Below are 14243 nucleotides of genomic sequence, written 5' to 3'. Positions count from 1 at the left end.
TGATTGCTTTTATATTACAGATTTAATAACCTTCATAAAATAATAAAATATGATACGAATTAATTTTAATGATGATAGTATTGAAATAAAACATCCAGATGCTGGTGGTGGAGCTTATTACTACTATCAAGAACAACCATTTACTGGTTTTTTTGAAGAATTTTATTCTAATGGTAATCTCATTGGAGAAATCACCGTTGTGAATGGCCACGTAGATGGCCGTCAAACCCAATATTATGAAAATGGGCAAATAAAAGAAGAATGTTTCGAAAAATTTAATACATTATATGATACTTATAAATATTGGGATGAACAAGGTAATTTAATTCTGCATATTATTCATGATAATAATGGAAATGAGATTCAAAGAGTTATTGGATAATTATCTACATCTCGATCCACAAAGCGTTCGCAATTGCTGTGCGAAGTTTCCCGAACCACTTTATATGAAGTTCTTTGCATTCCGATAACTTCAGAACTTAAAAAATTACTTAGTGTAAAACCTTTTTTAACCAAAATTTAATCTACCTACAATGAAACATCTATCAATACTTTGTTTTGCATTATTATCATTTTGCTGCTCAGCTCAGGAAAAAACAACCCATGCTATAAAAATATATGTAGAAGATGCTGAGACTGGAAAAAATATTGATGATGCTAAAGTAACTCTTGAAGGCTTTGAGATCCCTGCGATTGTAGCTAAATATGATACAAAAAACAGGTACTATTATTTTAAAAACAACGACCGCAACAACTACACAATTATATATGTAGATCATAAAAATAAAGAACCGCAAGTTATTAAAATAAAAAAAAATCCTGCTCAAATCAATTTAAAATTATTTAGAAAAGGAACAACTGTTGAAACAGAAACAGAATATATAAAAATTTGGAAAAAAGACAGTATTGATAATAGGCAGAGAGAGGATTCTGTAATCAATACTATACATAAAAGGGTATCGACATTAGACCATCATAAAATATTAATATTATTGAAAAATTCATCTAATTTATCTTACTCTGAAATTAGAGCTCAAATAGATTCTTTAGTAATGCCATATGGGCTAGAATATGTTGATGATCTCGTTCCTAAAATGTATTTTATAAAATTTTACGGATTAGAACATTGTTCATCTCCTGTTGGAGAAAATTCAATTATTTGCAATATTGACAAGAATAAATCTTTAAAGCAATTCTTTAAAGAAAACACAACTCGAATAAGTTTCCTAGGAACTACAATTTGTGGCAGTGAAGATACAATTACGGATTTTTTCAGCGAAAATGACCAACCATATAACAATCAATACGACTGGAAAAAAAACTGTTATATCCTACCTTATCGAAAAAAAAGTAAAAAAGTATTTAGAATAGAAAATGATCCAGTCTTAAATAAAATTATCAGAAATACAACTTACCTTGAATTTGGTAAACTTAAGTACAATGAATTTGAAATCTATGAGCGTAATCTGACCAGTAATAATCAATTGACAGAACAAATAAAAGATTTTGATAAAAAATTATCTTTAGAAGTTAAAGAATTAGATTCTAAAATAATGAATTATAAATTTTTAAGCAAATATGATAATGATTATTCTCGAGTATTGCTTATGGATTACAACATAAAAAACTTATATCTAGATAACTACAATTTAAATGAGCCAAGATATCTTGCTGCGCAAGTAAATCCTCAATTCAACTCCAGTTGGAAACATTCTTTTATACTTGATGAAGAATTATTCTACCCACAAAAACAAACAACAGACTTCCACAACAAAACATACTGTACCCTCCAAAGGTATATAGGTTACACCTTTTTATTTGAATAAAGTCAAGGTGTCTGACTGTTTCTTTATTACAAAAGATTTTAAAATGATAATGTCAAATTAATAAAAAAAGTTATGAGCTTAAAACAATCTGAAAAGTTAAGATTAGATGATACACAAGTGCAGTATGGCGGATGGGATGATGATGGCTATCGCAAAATATTATATAATGAAACTTTTTATACTGGATATTTGGTATTAGATAGAAACCTCAATGGTAGCGTAGCATTTGAAAAAGAATATAAAAATGGAAGCCATTTGGGCTGGGATAATGAATATAATCAAAATGAACAACTTATTAGGACAACTTTAACTGTTGGAGAAACTAGTTTAGCTTTTTATGAATATGATCTCAATGGTAATCAAATTGGAGGCGGGAAATTAACAGATGATGGGTATTACCAAAAAATGGTATCTAAATACAAATTAGACTAGAATGATTTTAGCAATAGATGTTCATTATAAAGAAAACATAGCAAAAATTGTAGCTATTTTGTTTAATTGGCAAGATGAAACTCCTCAAAACATAATTGTCGAGCAAATTGCTAGCATAGAGGAATATATTTCAGGTGAATTTTACAAAAGAGAATTACCTTGTATTGAGAGCATTCTTAAAAAGGTTAATTTAGATGAAATCAAAACCATTATAATTGATGGACATGTATATGTTGACAATAATAGGGAGTTCGGATTGGGTGGTTATACTTGGGAAAGCTTAAGTAAAGAAATCTCTGTTATCGGTGTTGCAAAATCTTCATTTTTTAGAAATAAAAATACCGTAAAAGAAGTGTTCAGAGGTGAAAGTAAAAAACCTCTTTATGTTTCATCAATAGGCATTAATTTAGATATTGCGGCTTCCTTTATAAAAAACATGCATGGTGCATTTAGAATTCCTACTCTTTTAAAAGAACTCGACAGAATTACAAAAGAATAAAATTCTAACCTATCATGTATCCCAACACAACAATAACACAGAAAATCCTTTTCCGTATCTACAAAGATTATTAAACAATGTCTATTAAATAATCTTTCCAACCCACAATTTAAGCCACAATAAAAGAACTTGTTTATACAAGTTCCTAGGCTTTCACTAAATGGTTTAAACTACAAATAAGCCATAATTATTAGCCAAAAAATATACATCCTGAAAACCAAAGTTAATTTAAAGGTGTTCTTATACTATTTAAAAATAATCCTTACTTTTATGGGAACAAATTATGATGTTAGTACAACAACAACATATCGTTCCATATTTTCTGATGGTACAAAAATTGAATTTATACACAGAAGTCATCAATTAGATCCTGTTACAGAAAGATTACAAACAGATCATTTATCTTTGATGACAATTGTTAAACAATATGCCCCTTAAAATACAAAGAGCATGAAAAAACAAGATGAATTAAATTTAAAATTTTATAAAAAAATAGGCCCCTTTAATGAAATCGGATATATTTTAGATTCAAGCAATGCACTTGGTGAATACAAAAAATTAAACTTTATTCAAGTATTGCCTAAAATTGTCATTATTGATTTAATAAACACAATTAATTTAATACAAAATAACCAACCATATGATTTAGATTTTCTTAATAGTGCAGTAGAATTTTCAGTATTTGATGTGGTTTTTTCTAGTCCTTATTTTTCAATTGATGGCTATCAAACAATCCATTTGAATGATTTTAAAATACTCTTACAAGAATGGTTATCATTTAGAAATTTATAATACCTCGACTATTTAGATATCCCAACACAACAATAACACAGAAAATCCTTTTCCGTGTCTACAAAGATTATTAAACAATGTCTATAAAATAATCTTTCCAACCCACAATTTAAGCCACAATAAAGGAACTTGTTGATACAAGTTAGGCTTTCCCTAAATGGTTTAAACTACAAATAAGCCATAATTACTAGCCAAAAAATATACATCCTGAAAACCAAAGTTAATTTAAGGGTGTTTTTATACTATTTAAAAATAATCCTTACTTTTATGGTAACTCACTTCTTAATCTACATTAAGTTACATTTTTCATAATGAGAGTAACTTTGTATAACAATTAAACAAAAGCATTATGAAAACTAAAAATATAGAAATAGTAGTAGCTCCAAGACAACCACATTTTGTTGGTGATGGATTTAGAGTACATAATTTTATTCCAAGTGTACCACAATTAAGTATGAAACGCATGAGTCCATTTATCATGCTCGATTATAATTCAAAGTTTTATTTCCCACCTACAAATACTCCAAAGGGAGTTGGCGTGCATCCGCATCGTGGTTTCGAAACGGTAACAATTGCCTACAAAGGCAAAGTAGCCCATCATGACAGTAGCGGAGGCGGTGGAGTAATTGGTGAAGGCGACGTACAATGGATGACAGCAGCTTCGGGAGTTTTGCACAAAGAATATCACGAAGAAAACTTCAGTAAAACTGGAGGTGATTTCCAAATGGTACAACTTTGGGTAAACTTACCTGCAAAAGATAAAATGTCGAAACCTAAATACCAAGGTATCACCAATGATGAAATTAGTAAATACGAACTTCCTGAAAATGGCGGTCATATCGAAGTAATCGCTGGAGAATACAAAGAGGTAAAAGGAACAGCATCTACCTTTACCCCTTTGCATTTGCTTAACGCAAGATTACTTAAAGGCGGAAAAGCAACATTTAATTTTCCTGCAACTTACAACACAGCTTTATTGGTTATAGAAGGAAGTATTACTGTAAATGATGATACAAATGTGCCAACTGATCATTTAGTTTTATTTAAAAATGAAGGTGAAGATTTTCATATCGAGGCACAAGAAAATAGTATCGTATTAATTTTAAGCGGTGAGCCAATTAACGAACCAATTGCTACTCACGGGCCTTTTGTAATGAACACACACGAAGAATTAATTCAGGCTGTGGATGACTACAATAATGGTAAATTTGGAACATTAGAAGATTAATTTTAAAAATATAACATGTCAAACGTAAATCTAATTATTGAAGAACGCGCTGCCAATATTGGTAATTTTATGGTTGGTAGATTATTGCCTTTCCGTGAGAAAAGAGCCGTTGGACCATTTGTATTTATCGATCATATGGGACCAGCACATTTAAGCGACCATGAAAACATGGATGTTCCGCCACATCCGCACATCGGGTTATCGACACTTACCTTTTTGTTTGAAGGGAGTATCATGCACAAAGACAGTTTAGGAACCGAAATGGAGATTAAGCCTGGAGCTGTAAACTGGATGACTGCAGGAAAAGGAATTGTACATTCTGAGAGAACACCCGAATATTTACGCAAAACAGACAAGATGCTTCATGGTTTACAAATTTGGGTAGCACTGCCTAAAGAATTGGAGCAAATGGATCCTAACTTTGTACATGTCGAAGCTGATGATATTCCAGCTTGGGAGAAAGATGGTGTCTCTTATAAACTAATAGCAGGAGAAGCTTTTGGAAAAAAATCACCAGTACCAGTATATAGTCCGCTTTATTTTATTGAAATCAAAAGTACAACAGCTCAAAAAATAAACATCGGAAAGGATTTATTTGGCGAAAGCGGATTGTATATTTTAGAAGGAAGCATAAAAAGTGGCGAACATACTTACGATCCAAAACAAATCCTGATTGCTAACGACAGTACGTTATGCGAATTTGAAATCGCAGCCAACACTACCGTTTATATATTTGGAGGAACTCCTTTTCCTGAAGAACATTTTATTTTTTGGAATTTCGTTTCCTCAGACAAAGAGCTAATAGAAAAAGCAAAACGAGACTGGACAGCTCAGACTTTCCCTAAAGTTCCTGGCGAAACCGAATTTGTTCCTTTGCCACAACCACAAATACGATAAATTTATGAATACAATAACAGCAAGCATTGACACAAGAAAATATCGGACAGAAATAAAATCGGCAAGTGGTAATATTGTTATCGCCGATGAACCACAAGAAGTTGGAGGGAAAAATTTAGGCTTCTCCCCTTCCGAATTATTGGCATCTGCATTAGCCTCTTGCACCTTGATTACATTGCGTATGTACATCGACCGTAAACAATGGGATGTTACAGAAATTAATATTTCAGTAGATTTTGAGAAAAATACAGAACAAAACGTTTCCTTATTAAGTCGCAAAATAGAGATAATAGGAAATGTAGATGAAGCTCAAAAAGAAAGACTTTTAAAAATTGCCAATAGTTGCCCGATTCACAAAACCCTAACAAACACGATACAAATACAAACCACTTTAGACTAAACATCATGGAAATAGAACAAATAAACGAAGGTAGAAAAGGATATTATAAAGCAGTAGAAGACGGAAAAGAAGGTGGAAGAATGACCTATACTTGGGCTGGAGACACTAAATTTATAATTGACCACACCGAAGTAAATCCCGATTTTAACGGTAAAGGTGTTGGGAAAAAATTAGTTATGGCGGCAGTAACATATGCTCGCGAGAACAATCTAAAAATCATTCCCCTTTGTCCATTTGCAAAAAGCGTATTTGATAAAACAGACGATATAAAGGACGTATTATTTCACTAATTTTTTTTAAGGTGCAAAGGCTCTGAGGTGCAAAGATACAAAGGCTTTGGGCTTCAAGAATGTTGAATTTCTAAGTCACAATCTTGTCAGACTAAACGGAATCGTAGAGCAATGCTGAGTTCTAATTGCACATAATTTGGAACGTGGATGATACTGATTCGCCTTTGGCGAGAACACGGATAAAACGTTTTTTTTCTCATTGTCATTTTAAAAATCTGTTTTTATCTGCTTCTTTACTAAGTAAACCCGTTTCATACGCCTTCAATTTTTTTAAAAAAATTTCTGTAAAGACGCACAACAGTGCGTCTTTTTTTTATAATATTATCATGAATTAAGTCACTTAAAATAATGATTCACAAACCAATTTACATCTATATTTTCAAATGTCCTCCTAATCAATTATATTTGCATGTAATTTAAACCTAGACTATGACAAGGATAATTACAATTTTCTGTTTTCTTATAGCTCAGATTAGCTTTTCTCAATCAACAGCAACTTATTTAGATAAAATTAGAAACAACGAAGCGGCACTAACTGCTTTCTTTTCTCAAATGCCAAAAGGCGGTGATTTACATCATCATTTCTCTGGTTCTATCTATGCAGAACCTTTACTAGAAAGAGCAATTTCACAAGATTTCTTTTTAAATTTAGAAACAATGCAAGTTTTAAAAACAAAATCTGCAAATGGAAATTGGGAAACTTTTTCTTCACTTAAAAATAAAGGAAAACTAGAATATTACAAGCAACAAATCATGCAAACTTGGTCTGTTAAAGACTATAATGGAATATCTGTTCCTTCTGATGATTTGTTTTTTGACTCTTTCGAAAAATTCTCTCCAACTATCGACGGTCATTTTGCTGAAGGTATGCTAGAGCTTAAAAACAGAGCAATTAAAGAGAATGTAAGCTATATCGAAACACAATTAAACACCATTCCTTGTGATATGAATGTGGATGATTTAGCTGATTTTAATACTAAACTAAGACAAGTAGCTGCTCAAAAAGATGAAAAAGCACTTTTCAAATCTTTAGATTTACTTTATAAATCATTACAAGATAAAAATGCTGTAAAATACGCTGAGGATTTCAATACTAATTTCATAGCAAAATTACATAAGGACCTTAAAATCGACGATGCTAATTTTACAATGCGTTATCAAAACTTCGTGTTGCGTTTTATGGAACCTGTCGATTTGTTCAAAAATCTTATGATTGCCTTTATCTCTGCTGACAAAAGTAGACTTGTAGCGGGTGTAAATATCGTTTCTCCAGAACATGGCGAAACTTCTATGAAAGATTATTGGTTACACATGGTAATGTTTAAATACTGCCATTCTCGTTTTCCTGATGTAAAATATACACTTCATGCTGGTGAACTTACATTAGGATTGGTTCAGCCAGAAGAGTTAACATGGCATATTACTGCAGCAATACATACTGCAGGAGCAAACAGAATTGGTCATGGTGTAGATATCGCTTACGAAGAAAACTCGTACGACTTATTACGTTACATGGCAAAGAATAATATTCCGATTGAGATTAACTTAGTAAGTAATGAGTTTATTTTGAAAGTTAAAAATGCTCGTCATCCTTTTACATTGTACAAAGAATTTAATGTTCCAATTGTAATTAGTACTGACGATGCAGGAATCTTAAGAACAAATATGACGGAGCAATACGTTTTATTAGCAAGCAGATATCAGGATGTTTCTTATGCAACTATCAAACAATATGTTTACAATAGTATTAATTATAGTTTCATTCAGGATAATACAGTTAAAAAACAATTACTAAAAGACCTTGATGCTAGATTTAAAACTTTTGAAGCTAAATTTTCAGAGAAATAAATATGATTCAAGAAGCGGCGATTTTATTTGTAAAAAAAGACCAAGAAAAGGATTTTGAGAATGATTTTGCTATAGCAAGTCAGTATATTAGTTCTATTGAAGGCTATTTAGGACACAGTCTTAAAAAATGCATAGAACAGACCAATAAGTATCTTTTATTGGTCGAATGGCGCAATCTCGAAGATCATACAATTGGTTTTCGAGAATCAACGGCATATCTAGAGTGGAAGAAGCTATTGCATCATTATTACGAACCGTTTCCTATTGTAGAACACTTTGAAACTGTTTTTGAGAATAAAATATAATTACCTTTTAACCGCCAAGATTTAAAATCAGTCTAATCTTTTTTATCCCAATAGCTATCGGGAGTGACAAAACTTAAAACTCAAAACAAAATATAATTCCTGAGGATGAATATCAAACTTATTGCCATTGGCAAAACCGACAATAAATCGCTTCAAACTTTAATTGACGATTATACCAAACGTTTGTCTTTTTACATCAAATTTGATTTGGAAATTATTCCTGACATCAAAAACGTAAAAAACTTATCTGAGAGTCAACAAAAAGAAAAAGAGGGGGAATTGATTTTGGCAAAATTAGCGCCAACAGATCAATTAATTTTATTGGATGAAAACGGAAAAAACTTCTCAAGCGTAGGTTTTTCAGAAGAATTACAAAAGAAAATGAACTCGGGTATTAAAACCTTAGTATTTGTAATTGGTGGACCTTACGGATTTTCGGATACTGTTTATAGCAAAGCACAAGGGAAAATTTCACTTTCATTAATGACATTTTCCCATCAAATGGTACGTTTGTTTTTTATTGAACAGCTGTATCGTGGTTTTACAATTTTAAGAAACGAACCTTACCATCATCAATAATACGTTTCTGATTATCGACTACAATCACAAGTATTCAGTATTAATAAATAATATCTTCTTTATAATTTATAAACACTAATCCGGGTTGCTTCATTTCTAACTTATTGATAAGAATCTTACATCTAACATATTCTTCGTAAGTCATATTCTTATCATATGAAAATGTAATTTGAGCTTTTGGGTTTATAATCAAACTATCTAAAAAAGGCTTCAAGTTTTCCTTCGGAAAATCATAAGTCTTTTTTCCTTTATATTCAATTTTTCCGTTTTTCTTAAAATACAATTGACTTACATTCTTACTGGCTTCACCTAGTTTATAATATACATCTGTAAAAGGTAAAAATGCCATATTCTTACCAATTGTATCTGCGTATGTATAATAATTTTGAGCATTTTCGTTTTTATGAGCAGAATCTGCTCGCTTTTTCTCTTGAAGTTTCATTACTTCAGGAATCACTATTCTCAAAGGCAAACGCTTATCGATGTTAAAAAGCCAATTGGTAGAAATAATACTGTTTTTTCTATTTACTTCTGCCAAAGTGTCTTTTCCTTCTGTTCTAAAAAAAATATAAATAGGCGAATGATCCATTACCTCTTTTACAACTGATACATTTGCCTTTGGTAGTAAAACATCTTCCTTTTTTCCACAAGAGAAAAGAATAAAAGCGAAAATTAAACTTAAGTATTTCATATTTTGAATTCTATTTTATTATTGTTTAGCCAAAGATTAAAAGAAATCAATCAATATTAAATGGCTATCTTATTATACAAAGTAACACATTCCATCGCTTCTTTTACATCATGAACCCTTAGAATTTTTGCTCCTTTTGTTAGTGAAATAGTATTTAGTATCGTTGTTCCATTCAACGCTTCTTGCTGACTAGTATTTAATTCTTTATATATCATTGACTTTCTAGAAAATCCAGCCAAAACGGGTAATTCTAATAAATTAAATAATTCCATTTTTTGCAAGACCTCATAATTTTGATCTAGCGTTTTAGAAAAACCAAAACCAGGGTCTAATATAATATCGTTTATACCTAGATTTCTGGCTTGTGCAATTTTTTCAGAAAAATAAAAAAGCATCTCCTTTACAATATCATCATATTCAGTCAGGCTTTGCATCGTTTGTGGCGTACCTCGCATATGCATCAAGATATACGGAACATTGTATTTGGCAATTACTTCGAACATTTTATCATCTAGATTACCTCCCGAAATATCATTGATAATAGCGGCTCCATTTTCGATACAAGCTTTTGCTACTTCACTTCTAAAAGTATCTATAGAAAGGAATGCATCTGGATAATGTTTTAAAATCAATTTTACAACAGGAACAATTCGGTCTAATTCTTCTTCTTCCGAAACAAACTCGGCACTTGGCTTACTCGAATATGCTCCAAGATCGATAAATGTAGCCCCATCAGAAAGCATTTTTTCTACTTGAGAAAGTATCGCCTGATTGCTATTGTATTTTCCGCCATCAAAAAAAGAATTTGGCGTTACATTTAAAATTCCCATTACCTTAGGAACTGACAAATCAATGAGTTGCCCTTTGCAGTTAATCAACATAATTTTATTTTATTTTAGTCTAAAGCTTCAAGTTGCAAAACGTTTTCTAACAGATTTTAACCTGAAACAAACAAAACTTGAAACTTGAAACAAAACTTTTAAAAATTTTATCCTTATTTTTGAAGAAATTTAGACAAATATACATCAATAATGAAGAATACTCCTCAAGAATACGATAATGTAATTGCGATTTGTCGTTCGCTTTTTATCAATAAAATGAAAGACTATGGTAGTGCGTGGCGCATATTAAGGTTGCCTTCATTAACCGACCAGATTTTTATAAAAGCACAACGAATTAGAAGCTTACAAGAAAATGAAATTCGTAAAGTTGACGAAGATGAAAAAGGAGAATTCATAGGAATCATCAACTATTCAGTAATGGCATTAATTCAATTAGAATTAGGAGTTGCTGATCAGCCTGATTTAGATGTAGAAAAAGCAACTGAATTATACGATGCCAAAGTAAAAATCACTAAAGAATTAATGCTAGCAAAAAACCATGATTATGGTGAAGCATGGCGTGATATGCGTGTGAGCTCATTAACTGATATCATTCTTCAAAAATTACTTCGCGTTAAACAAATAGAAGATAATAAAGGTAAAACTTTGGTGTCTGAAGGAATCGATGCTAATTATCAAGATATGATTAACTACGCTGTTTTTGCATTGATATTAGACCCTTTGGAAACAAAAAAATAATTCCTATTTTGTAACCTTCAAAAAACTTAAACTTAAAACCTACATGAAAAATATAATTACACAATTCTCAAGAATATTTGTTGGAGTATTATTTATTATTTCTGGATTAATAAAACTAAATGACCCTGTTGGATTCTCTTATAAATTAGCAGAATACTTTAGCGAACCTGTTTTCAATATCCCATTTTTAGAGCCATTATCACTAGGATTAGCCTTGTTTTTAGTAATTCTAGAAGTAATTTTGGGAGTAATGCTTCTTATTGGCTACAAATCTAAAATTACAATTTGGAGCTTATTAATCCTTATTATTCTTTTTACTTTCCTTACTTTTTATTCTGCATACTTTGATGTAGTAAAAGATTGTGGTTGTTTTGGTGATGCTTTGCATTTAACACCTTGGCAATCGTTCACGAAAGATATCGTTTTACTATTCTTCATTTTAATATTATTCATTAACAAAGAATTAGTTAAACCTTTATTCAGTAACAGCGTTCAAAATATTATTACCTATATAAGTATCTTTTTGTGCATTTTTATGGGAATTTGGGTGTTGAACCATTTACCAATAAAAGATTTCCGTCCATATAAAGTAGGTTCAAACATCGAGAAAGGAATGGAAATTCCTGAAGGAGCTCCACAGTCAGTAGTTGAAATGATTTTTATTTACAATGTAAATGGTGTAAACAAAGAATTTACTGAAAAAGATTTAATGTCTATCCCAGAAGGAGCAACGTTTGTTGACCGAAAAGACAAAGTGATCACAGAAGGTTACGTACCTCCTATTCATGATTTTTCTATGGAAAAAGATGGGGAAGATTATAAAGATCAATTCTTAAAAGAACCAAAACTTATGATTTTTGTTACTTACGATTTAACTCGTTCTGAACCAGCTGGTATGGAAAAATTAGAAAAATTAAATGAAGAAGCTAAAGCAAAAGGATATAAAGTAATTGCAATGACAGCTTCAGGACAAGATGAAATTGCTGCTGCAAAAAAACAATACAAACTAAATGTTGATTTTTACTTTTGTGATGCAATAACTCTTAAAACAATCGAAAGAGCGAATCCTAGTATCGTAATTTTAAATAACGGAACTGTTGCTCAAAAAGTACATTACAATGACATTAAAGATTTAAAATTGTAAAACTTTTTACCGTTTTAAGCAATAATTTTTTGCATCAATAAGCCTAAATAATGGTTTATTGATGCATTTTTTTTATGTACATTTGAAAGTATATCATTAATATTAACATTATGAGTAAAACTCAAAACGTTGCAGTTTTTTTATTTTTTATCCTTTTAAATACTTTTTGTTTTGGTCAACAAAAAGTAAAAGATACAACACAAGCCTATATCTTTTTTTTACACAATAAATTCCTTGAAGAAAACGATTTAAATACTGAACATCCTGAGTATGGAAGAGCAGAATACAATGAAATCATTAAATCGTTTAAAGATGATAATTTTATTGTTTTTAGTGAATTAAGAACTCCAGAAACTGATTTCAATAAATTCGTTAGAAAAACTGTAAAGCAAATTAATAGTTTGATTAAAAAAGGCGTTAAACCTAATAAAATAACAGTAATAGGTACTTCTAAAGGAGGTTATATTGCTCAATACGTTTCTACTTATTTGGCAAATCCCAACGTTAATTTTGTATTTATTGGATGTTTTACTGATGCTGATATAAAACAAATCCCTGATTTAAATTATTGTGGAAACATCTTGACAATCTATGAAAAGTCAGATGTGTATGGTGTTTCGGCAATAAAACGAAAAGAAACTTCGAAGTTGAAAATTAATCATTTTAAAGAAATTGAATTAAATACAAATCTGAAACATGGCTTTTTATACAAAGCTTTAAATGATTGGATTGTACCTTGCAAGAAATGGGCAAATGGCAATTATCAATTAAAATAGATGCATCATGGACTTAGAGAGAATCAAAGCGCTAAGAAATAAAATACCTATTCCCTTAAATACTGCTGTTGAGCTTTTAAGAAAATATGACAATGATATCCTTGTATGTGAAGAACAATTTCATAATGGTAACATCAAAGAAATTAGTAGAATAACAGAATGTGAAGAAGAAATAGTGAAACAAAATTATCTTTTTTGTAATTACGATAAAAATAAAACTATTGAAAAAATCAATTCAAGACAAATAATACTTACTACTCGAAAGAATAAAACTCCAAAAAATGAAATTGGCTTTATTATATGGCCAGAAAATACAAATGGAGAAAATTATAAAACAGTTAAAAGAAATGATGCTTTTATTCCAACAGCTTACTTTGAAGTTATTATAGAAAAATTTAAATCTGTTTTTCCTCTACAAAATCCTTGGAATAAAAATATAGAAGAAAGTTTTGATACTTGTGGGCATAATTATTTTGATAATAAAACTTGCATAACGATCGTAGAGAAAATTAGCCAAACAAAAACCGACGATCCAAATCTCAACTCATTTTTACAAGAAGTAATACAATGGTTTAATGACAAATTAAAATATGCTGATTATATTATAATTTATGGAAATTTATAATCTTAAAAATAAATCAATTACATTAAGAATAAACACTGATTTTAAGAAATAAGCATAGTTCAAATTTATTCCCTCTTTTTATATACTAACCAGACGTTTTTTTCCTTTTAGAATACTTTCAAGAACCAAAATAATATCTCTTTTTTAAGTTTATTTTAGCTCAACTCTTTTTTATTTATTCAAAAAACTAGTTTTCTCACCCAACTATTACGATTTCATTTTATTTTTTGTAACCAAAATTGTTCAATTTGTGACAAAATAAGTACGTCTTCAAATTTTGTTAATCTCTATTTCTGTTTCGATTTGTTTGTTTAACTTTGGTAAAAAATAA

19 protein-coding genes are annotated in these 14243 nt (G+C 30.3%); 17 read left to right on the top strand and 2 right to left on the bottom strand.

Going from position 1 to position 14243, the window contains the following annotated elements:
* Nucleotides 1-49: 49 nt before the first annotated feature.
* From LPB87_RS16775 to rlmH, 13 genes are all read left to right on the top strand, one after another.
* Nucleotides 50-382 (top strand): hypothetical protein, encoded by a 333-nt coding sequence (locus LPB87_RS16775; RefSeq protein ID WP_129537953.1) that lies wholly within the window; start codon nt 50-52, stop codon nt 380-382.
* A gap of 151 nt (nt 383-533) precedes the next feature.
* Nucleotides 534-1826 carry a hypothetical protein gene (locus LPB87_RS16770; RefSeq protein ID WP_129537952.1) on the top strand — a complete coding sequence of 431 codons (1293 nt, stop codon included), beginning with the start codon at nt 534-536 and terminating at the stop codon, nt 1824-1826.
* Between the two features lie 72 nt (nt 1827-1898).
* The gene (locus LPB87_RS16765) at nt 1899-2258 is read left to right on the top strand and encodes a hypothetical protein (RefSeq protein WP_129537951.1); all 360 of its coding nucleotides are present in this window, start codon (nt 1899-1901) and stop codon (nt 2256-2258) included.
* A 1-nt stretch (nt 2259) separates the two neighbouring features.
* Entirely contained in the window at nt 2260-2757 is a 498-nt protein-coding gene (locus LPB87_RS16760) for an endonuclease V (protein ID WP_129537950.1), read from the top strand.
* A gap of 270 nt (nt 2758-3027) precedes the next feature.
* Nucleotides 3028-3195 carry a hypothetical protein gene (locus LPB87_RS16755; protein WP_164998652.1) on the top strand — a complete coding sequence of 56 codons (168 nt, stop codon included), beginning with the start codon at nt 3028-3030 and terminating at the stop codon, nt 3193-3195.
* A 12-nt stretch (nt 3196-3207) separates the two neighbouring features.
* Entirely contained in the window at nt 3208-3549 is a 342-nt protein-coding gene (locus tag LPB87_RS16750; protein ID WP_230728632.1) for a hypothetical protein, read from the top strand.
* Between the two features lie 349 nt (nt 3550-3898).
* Nucleotides 3899-4777 carry a pirin family protein gene (locus LPB87_RS16745; RefSeq protein WP_129537948.1) on the top strand — a complete coding sequence of 293 codons (879 nt, stop codon included), beginning with the start codon at nt 3899-3901 and terminating at the stop codon, nt 4775-4777.
* Between the two features lie 15 nt (nt 4778-4792).
* A complete protein-coding gene (locus LPB87_RS16740; protein ID WP_129537947.1) occupies nt 4793-5674 on the top strand; it encodes a pirin family protein in 882 nt (293 codons plus the stop codon).
* A gap of 4 nt (nt 5675-5678) precedes the next feature.
* A complete protein-coding gene (locus LPB87_RS16735) occupies nt 5679-6074 on the top strand; it encodes an OsmC family protein (RefSeq protein WP_230728631.1) in 396 nt (131 codons plus the stop codon).
* 5 nt (nt 6075-6079) lie between these two features.
* Nucleotides 6080-6364 carry a GNAT family N-acetyltransferase gene (locus tag LPB87_RS16730; RefSeq protein WP_035628749.1) on the top strand — a complete coding sequence of 95 codons (285 nt, stop codon included), beginning with the start codon at nt 6080-6082 and terminating at the stop codon, nt 6362-6364.
* 429 nt (nt 6365-6793) lie between these two features.
* Nucleotides 6794-8212, top strand: coding sequence for an adenosine deaminase (locus tag LPB87_RS16725; protein WP_230728630.1), 1419 nt, complete (start codon nt 6794-6796; stop codon nt 8210-8212).
* Between the two features lie 2 nt (nt 8213-8214).
* A complete protein-coding gene (locus tag LPB87_RS16720) occupies nt 8215-8517 on the top strand; it encodes an antibiotic biosynthesis monooxygenase (protein ID WP_129537944.1) in 303 nt (100 codons plus the stop codon).
* Nucleotides 8518-8622: 105 nt separating this feature from the next.
* On the top strand, nt 8623-9096 hold the full coding sequence (gene rlmH, locus LPB87_RS16715; protein WP_129537943.1) for a 23S rRNA (pseudouridine(1915)-N(3))-methyltransferase RlmH: 474 nt from the start codon (nt 8623-8625) through the stop codon (nt 9094-9096).
* Between the two features lie 40 nt (nt 9097-9136).
* Here rlmH and LPB87_RS16710 read toward each other — a convergent pair whose 3' ends face one another.
* Nucleotides 9137-9787, bottom strand: a complete 651-nt coding sequence (locus tag LPB87_RS16710; RefSeq protein ID WP_230728629.1) for a hypothetical protein — start codon at nt 9785-9787, stop codon at nt 9137-9139.
* 56 nt (nt 9788-9843) lie between these two features.
* A complete protein-coding gene (gene folP / locus LPB87_RS16705) occupies nt 9844-10668 on the bottom strand; it encodes a dihydropteroate synthase (protein WP_230728628.1) in 825 nt (274 codons plus the stop codon).
* A gap of 150 nt (nt 10669-10818) precedes the next feature.
* Between folP and LPB87_RS16700 the strand changes: the two genes are divergently transcribed.
* From LPB87_RS16700 to LPB87_RS16685, 4 genes are all read left to right on the top strand, one after another.
* Nucleotides 10819-11367, top strand: coding sequence for a DUF1599 domain-containing protein (locus LPB87_RS16700; RefSeq protein WP_230728627.1), 549 nt, complete (start codon nt 10819-10821; stop codon nt 11365-11367).
* 43 nt (nt 11368-11410) lie between these two features.
* A complete protein-coding gene (locus LPB87_RS16695; RefSeq protein WP_129541017.1) occupies nt 11411-12511 on the top strand; it encodes a BT_3928 family protein in 1101 nt (366 codons plus the stop codon).
* A 110-nt stretch (nt 12512-12621) separates the two neighbouring features.
* The gene (locus LPB87_RS16690; RefSeq protein ID WP_230728626.1) at nt 12622-13287 is read left to right on the top strand and encodes a YqiA/YcfP family alpha/beta fold hydrolase; all 666 of its coding nucleotides are present in this window, start codon (nt 12622-12624) and stop codon (nt 13285-13287) included.
* Nucleotides 13288-13294: 7 nt separating this feature from the next.
* On the top strand, nt 13295-13912 hold the full coding sequence (locus tag LPB87_RS16685) for a hypothetical protein (RefSeq protein ID WP_230728625.1): 618 nt from the start codon (nt 13295-13297) through the stop codon (nt 13910-13912).
* Nucleotides 13913-14243: the final 331 nt, after the last annotated feature.

The organism is Flavobacterium sp. EDS, assembly GCF_020991525.1.
GTDB lineage: Bacteria > Bacteroidota > Bacteroidia > Flavobacteriales > Flavobacteriaceae > Flavobacterium.
The sequence above is the reverse complement of the archived record's forward strand: the minus strand, read 5'-3'. Positions and strand labels throughout refer to the sequence as shown.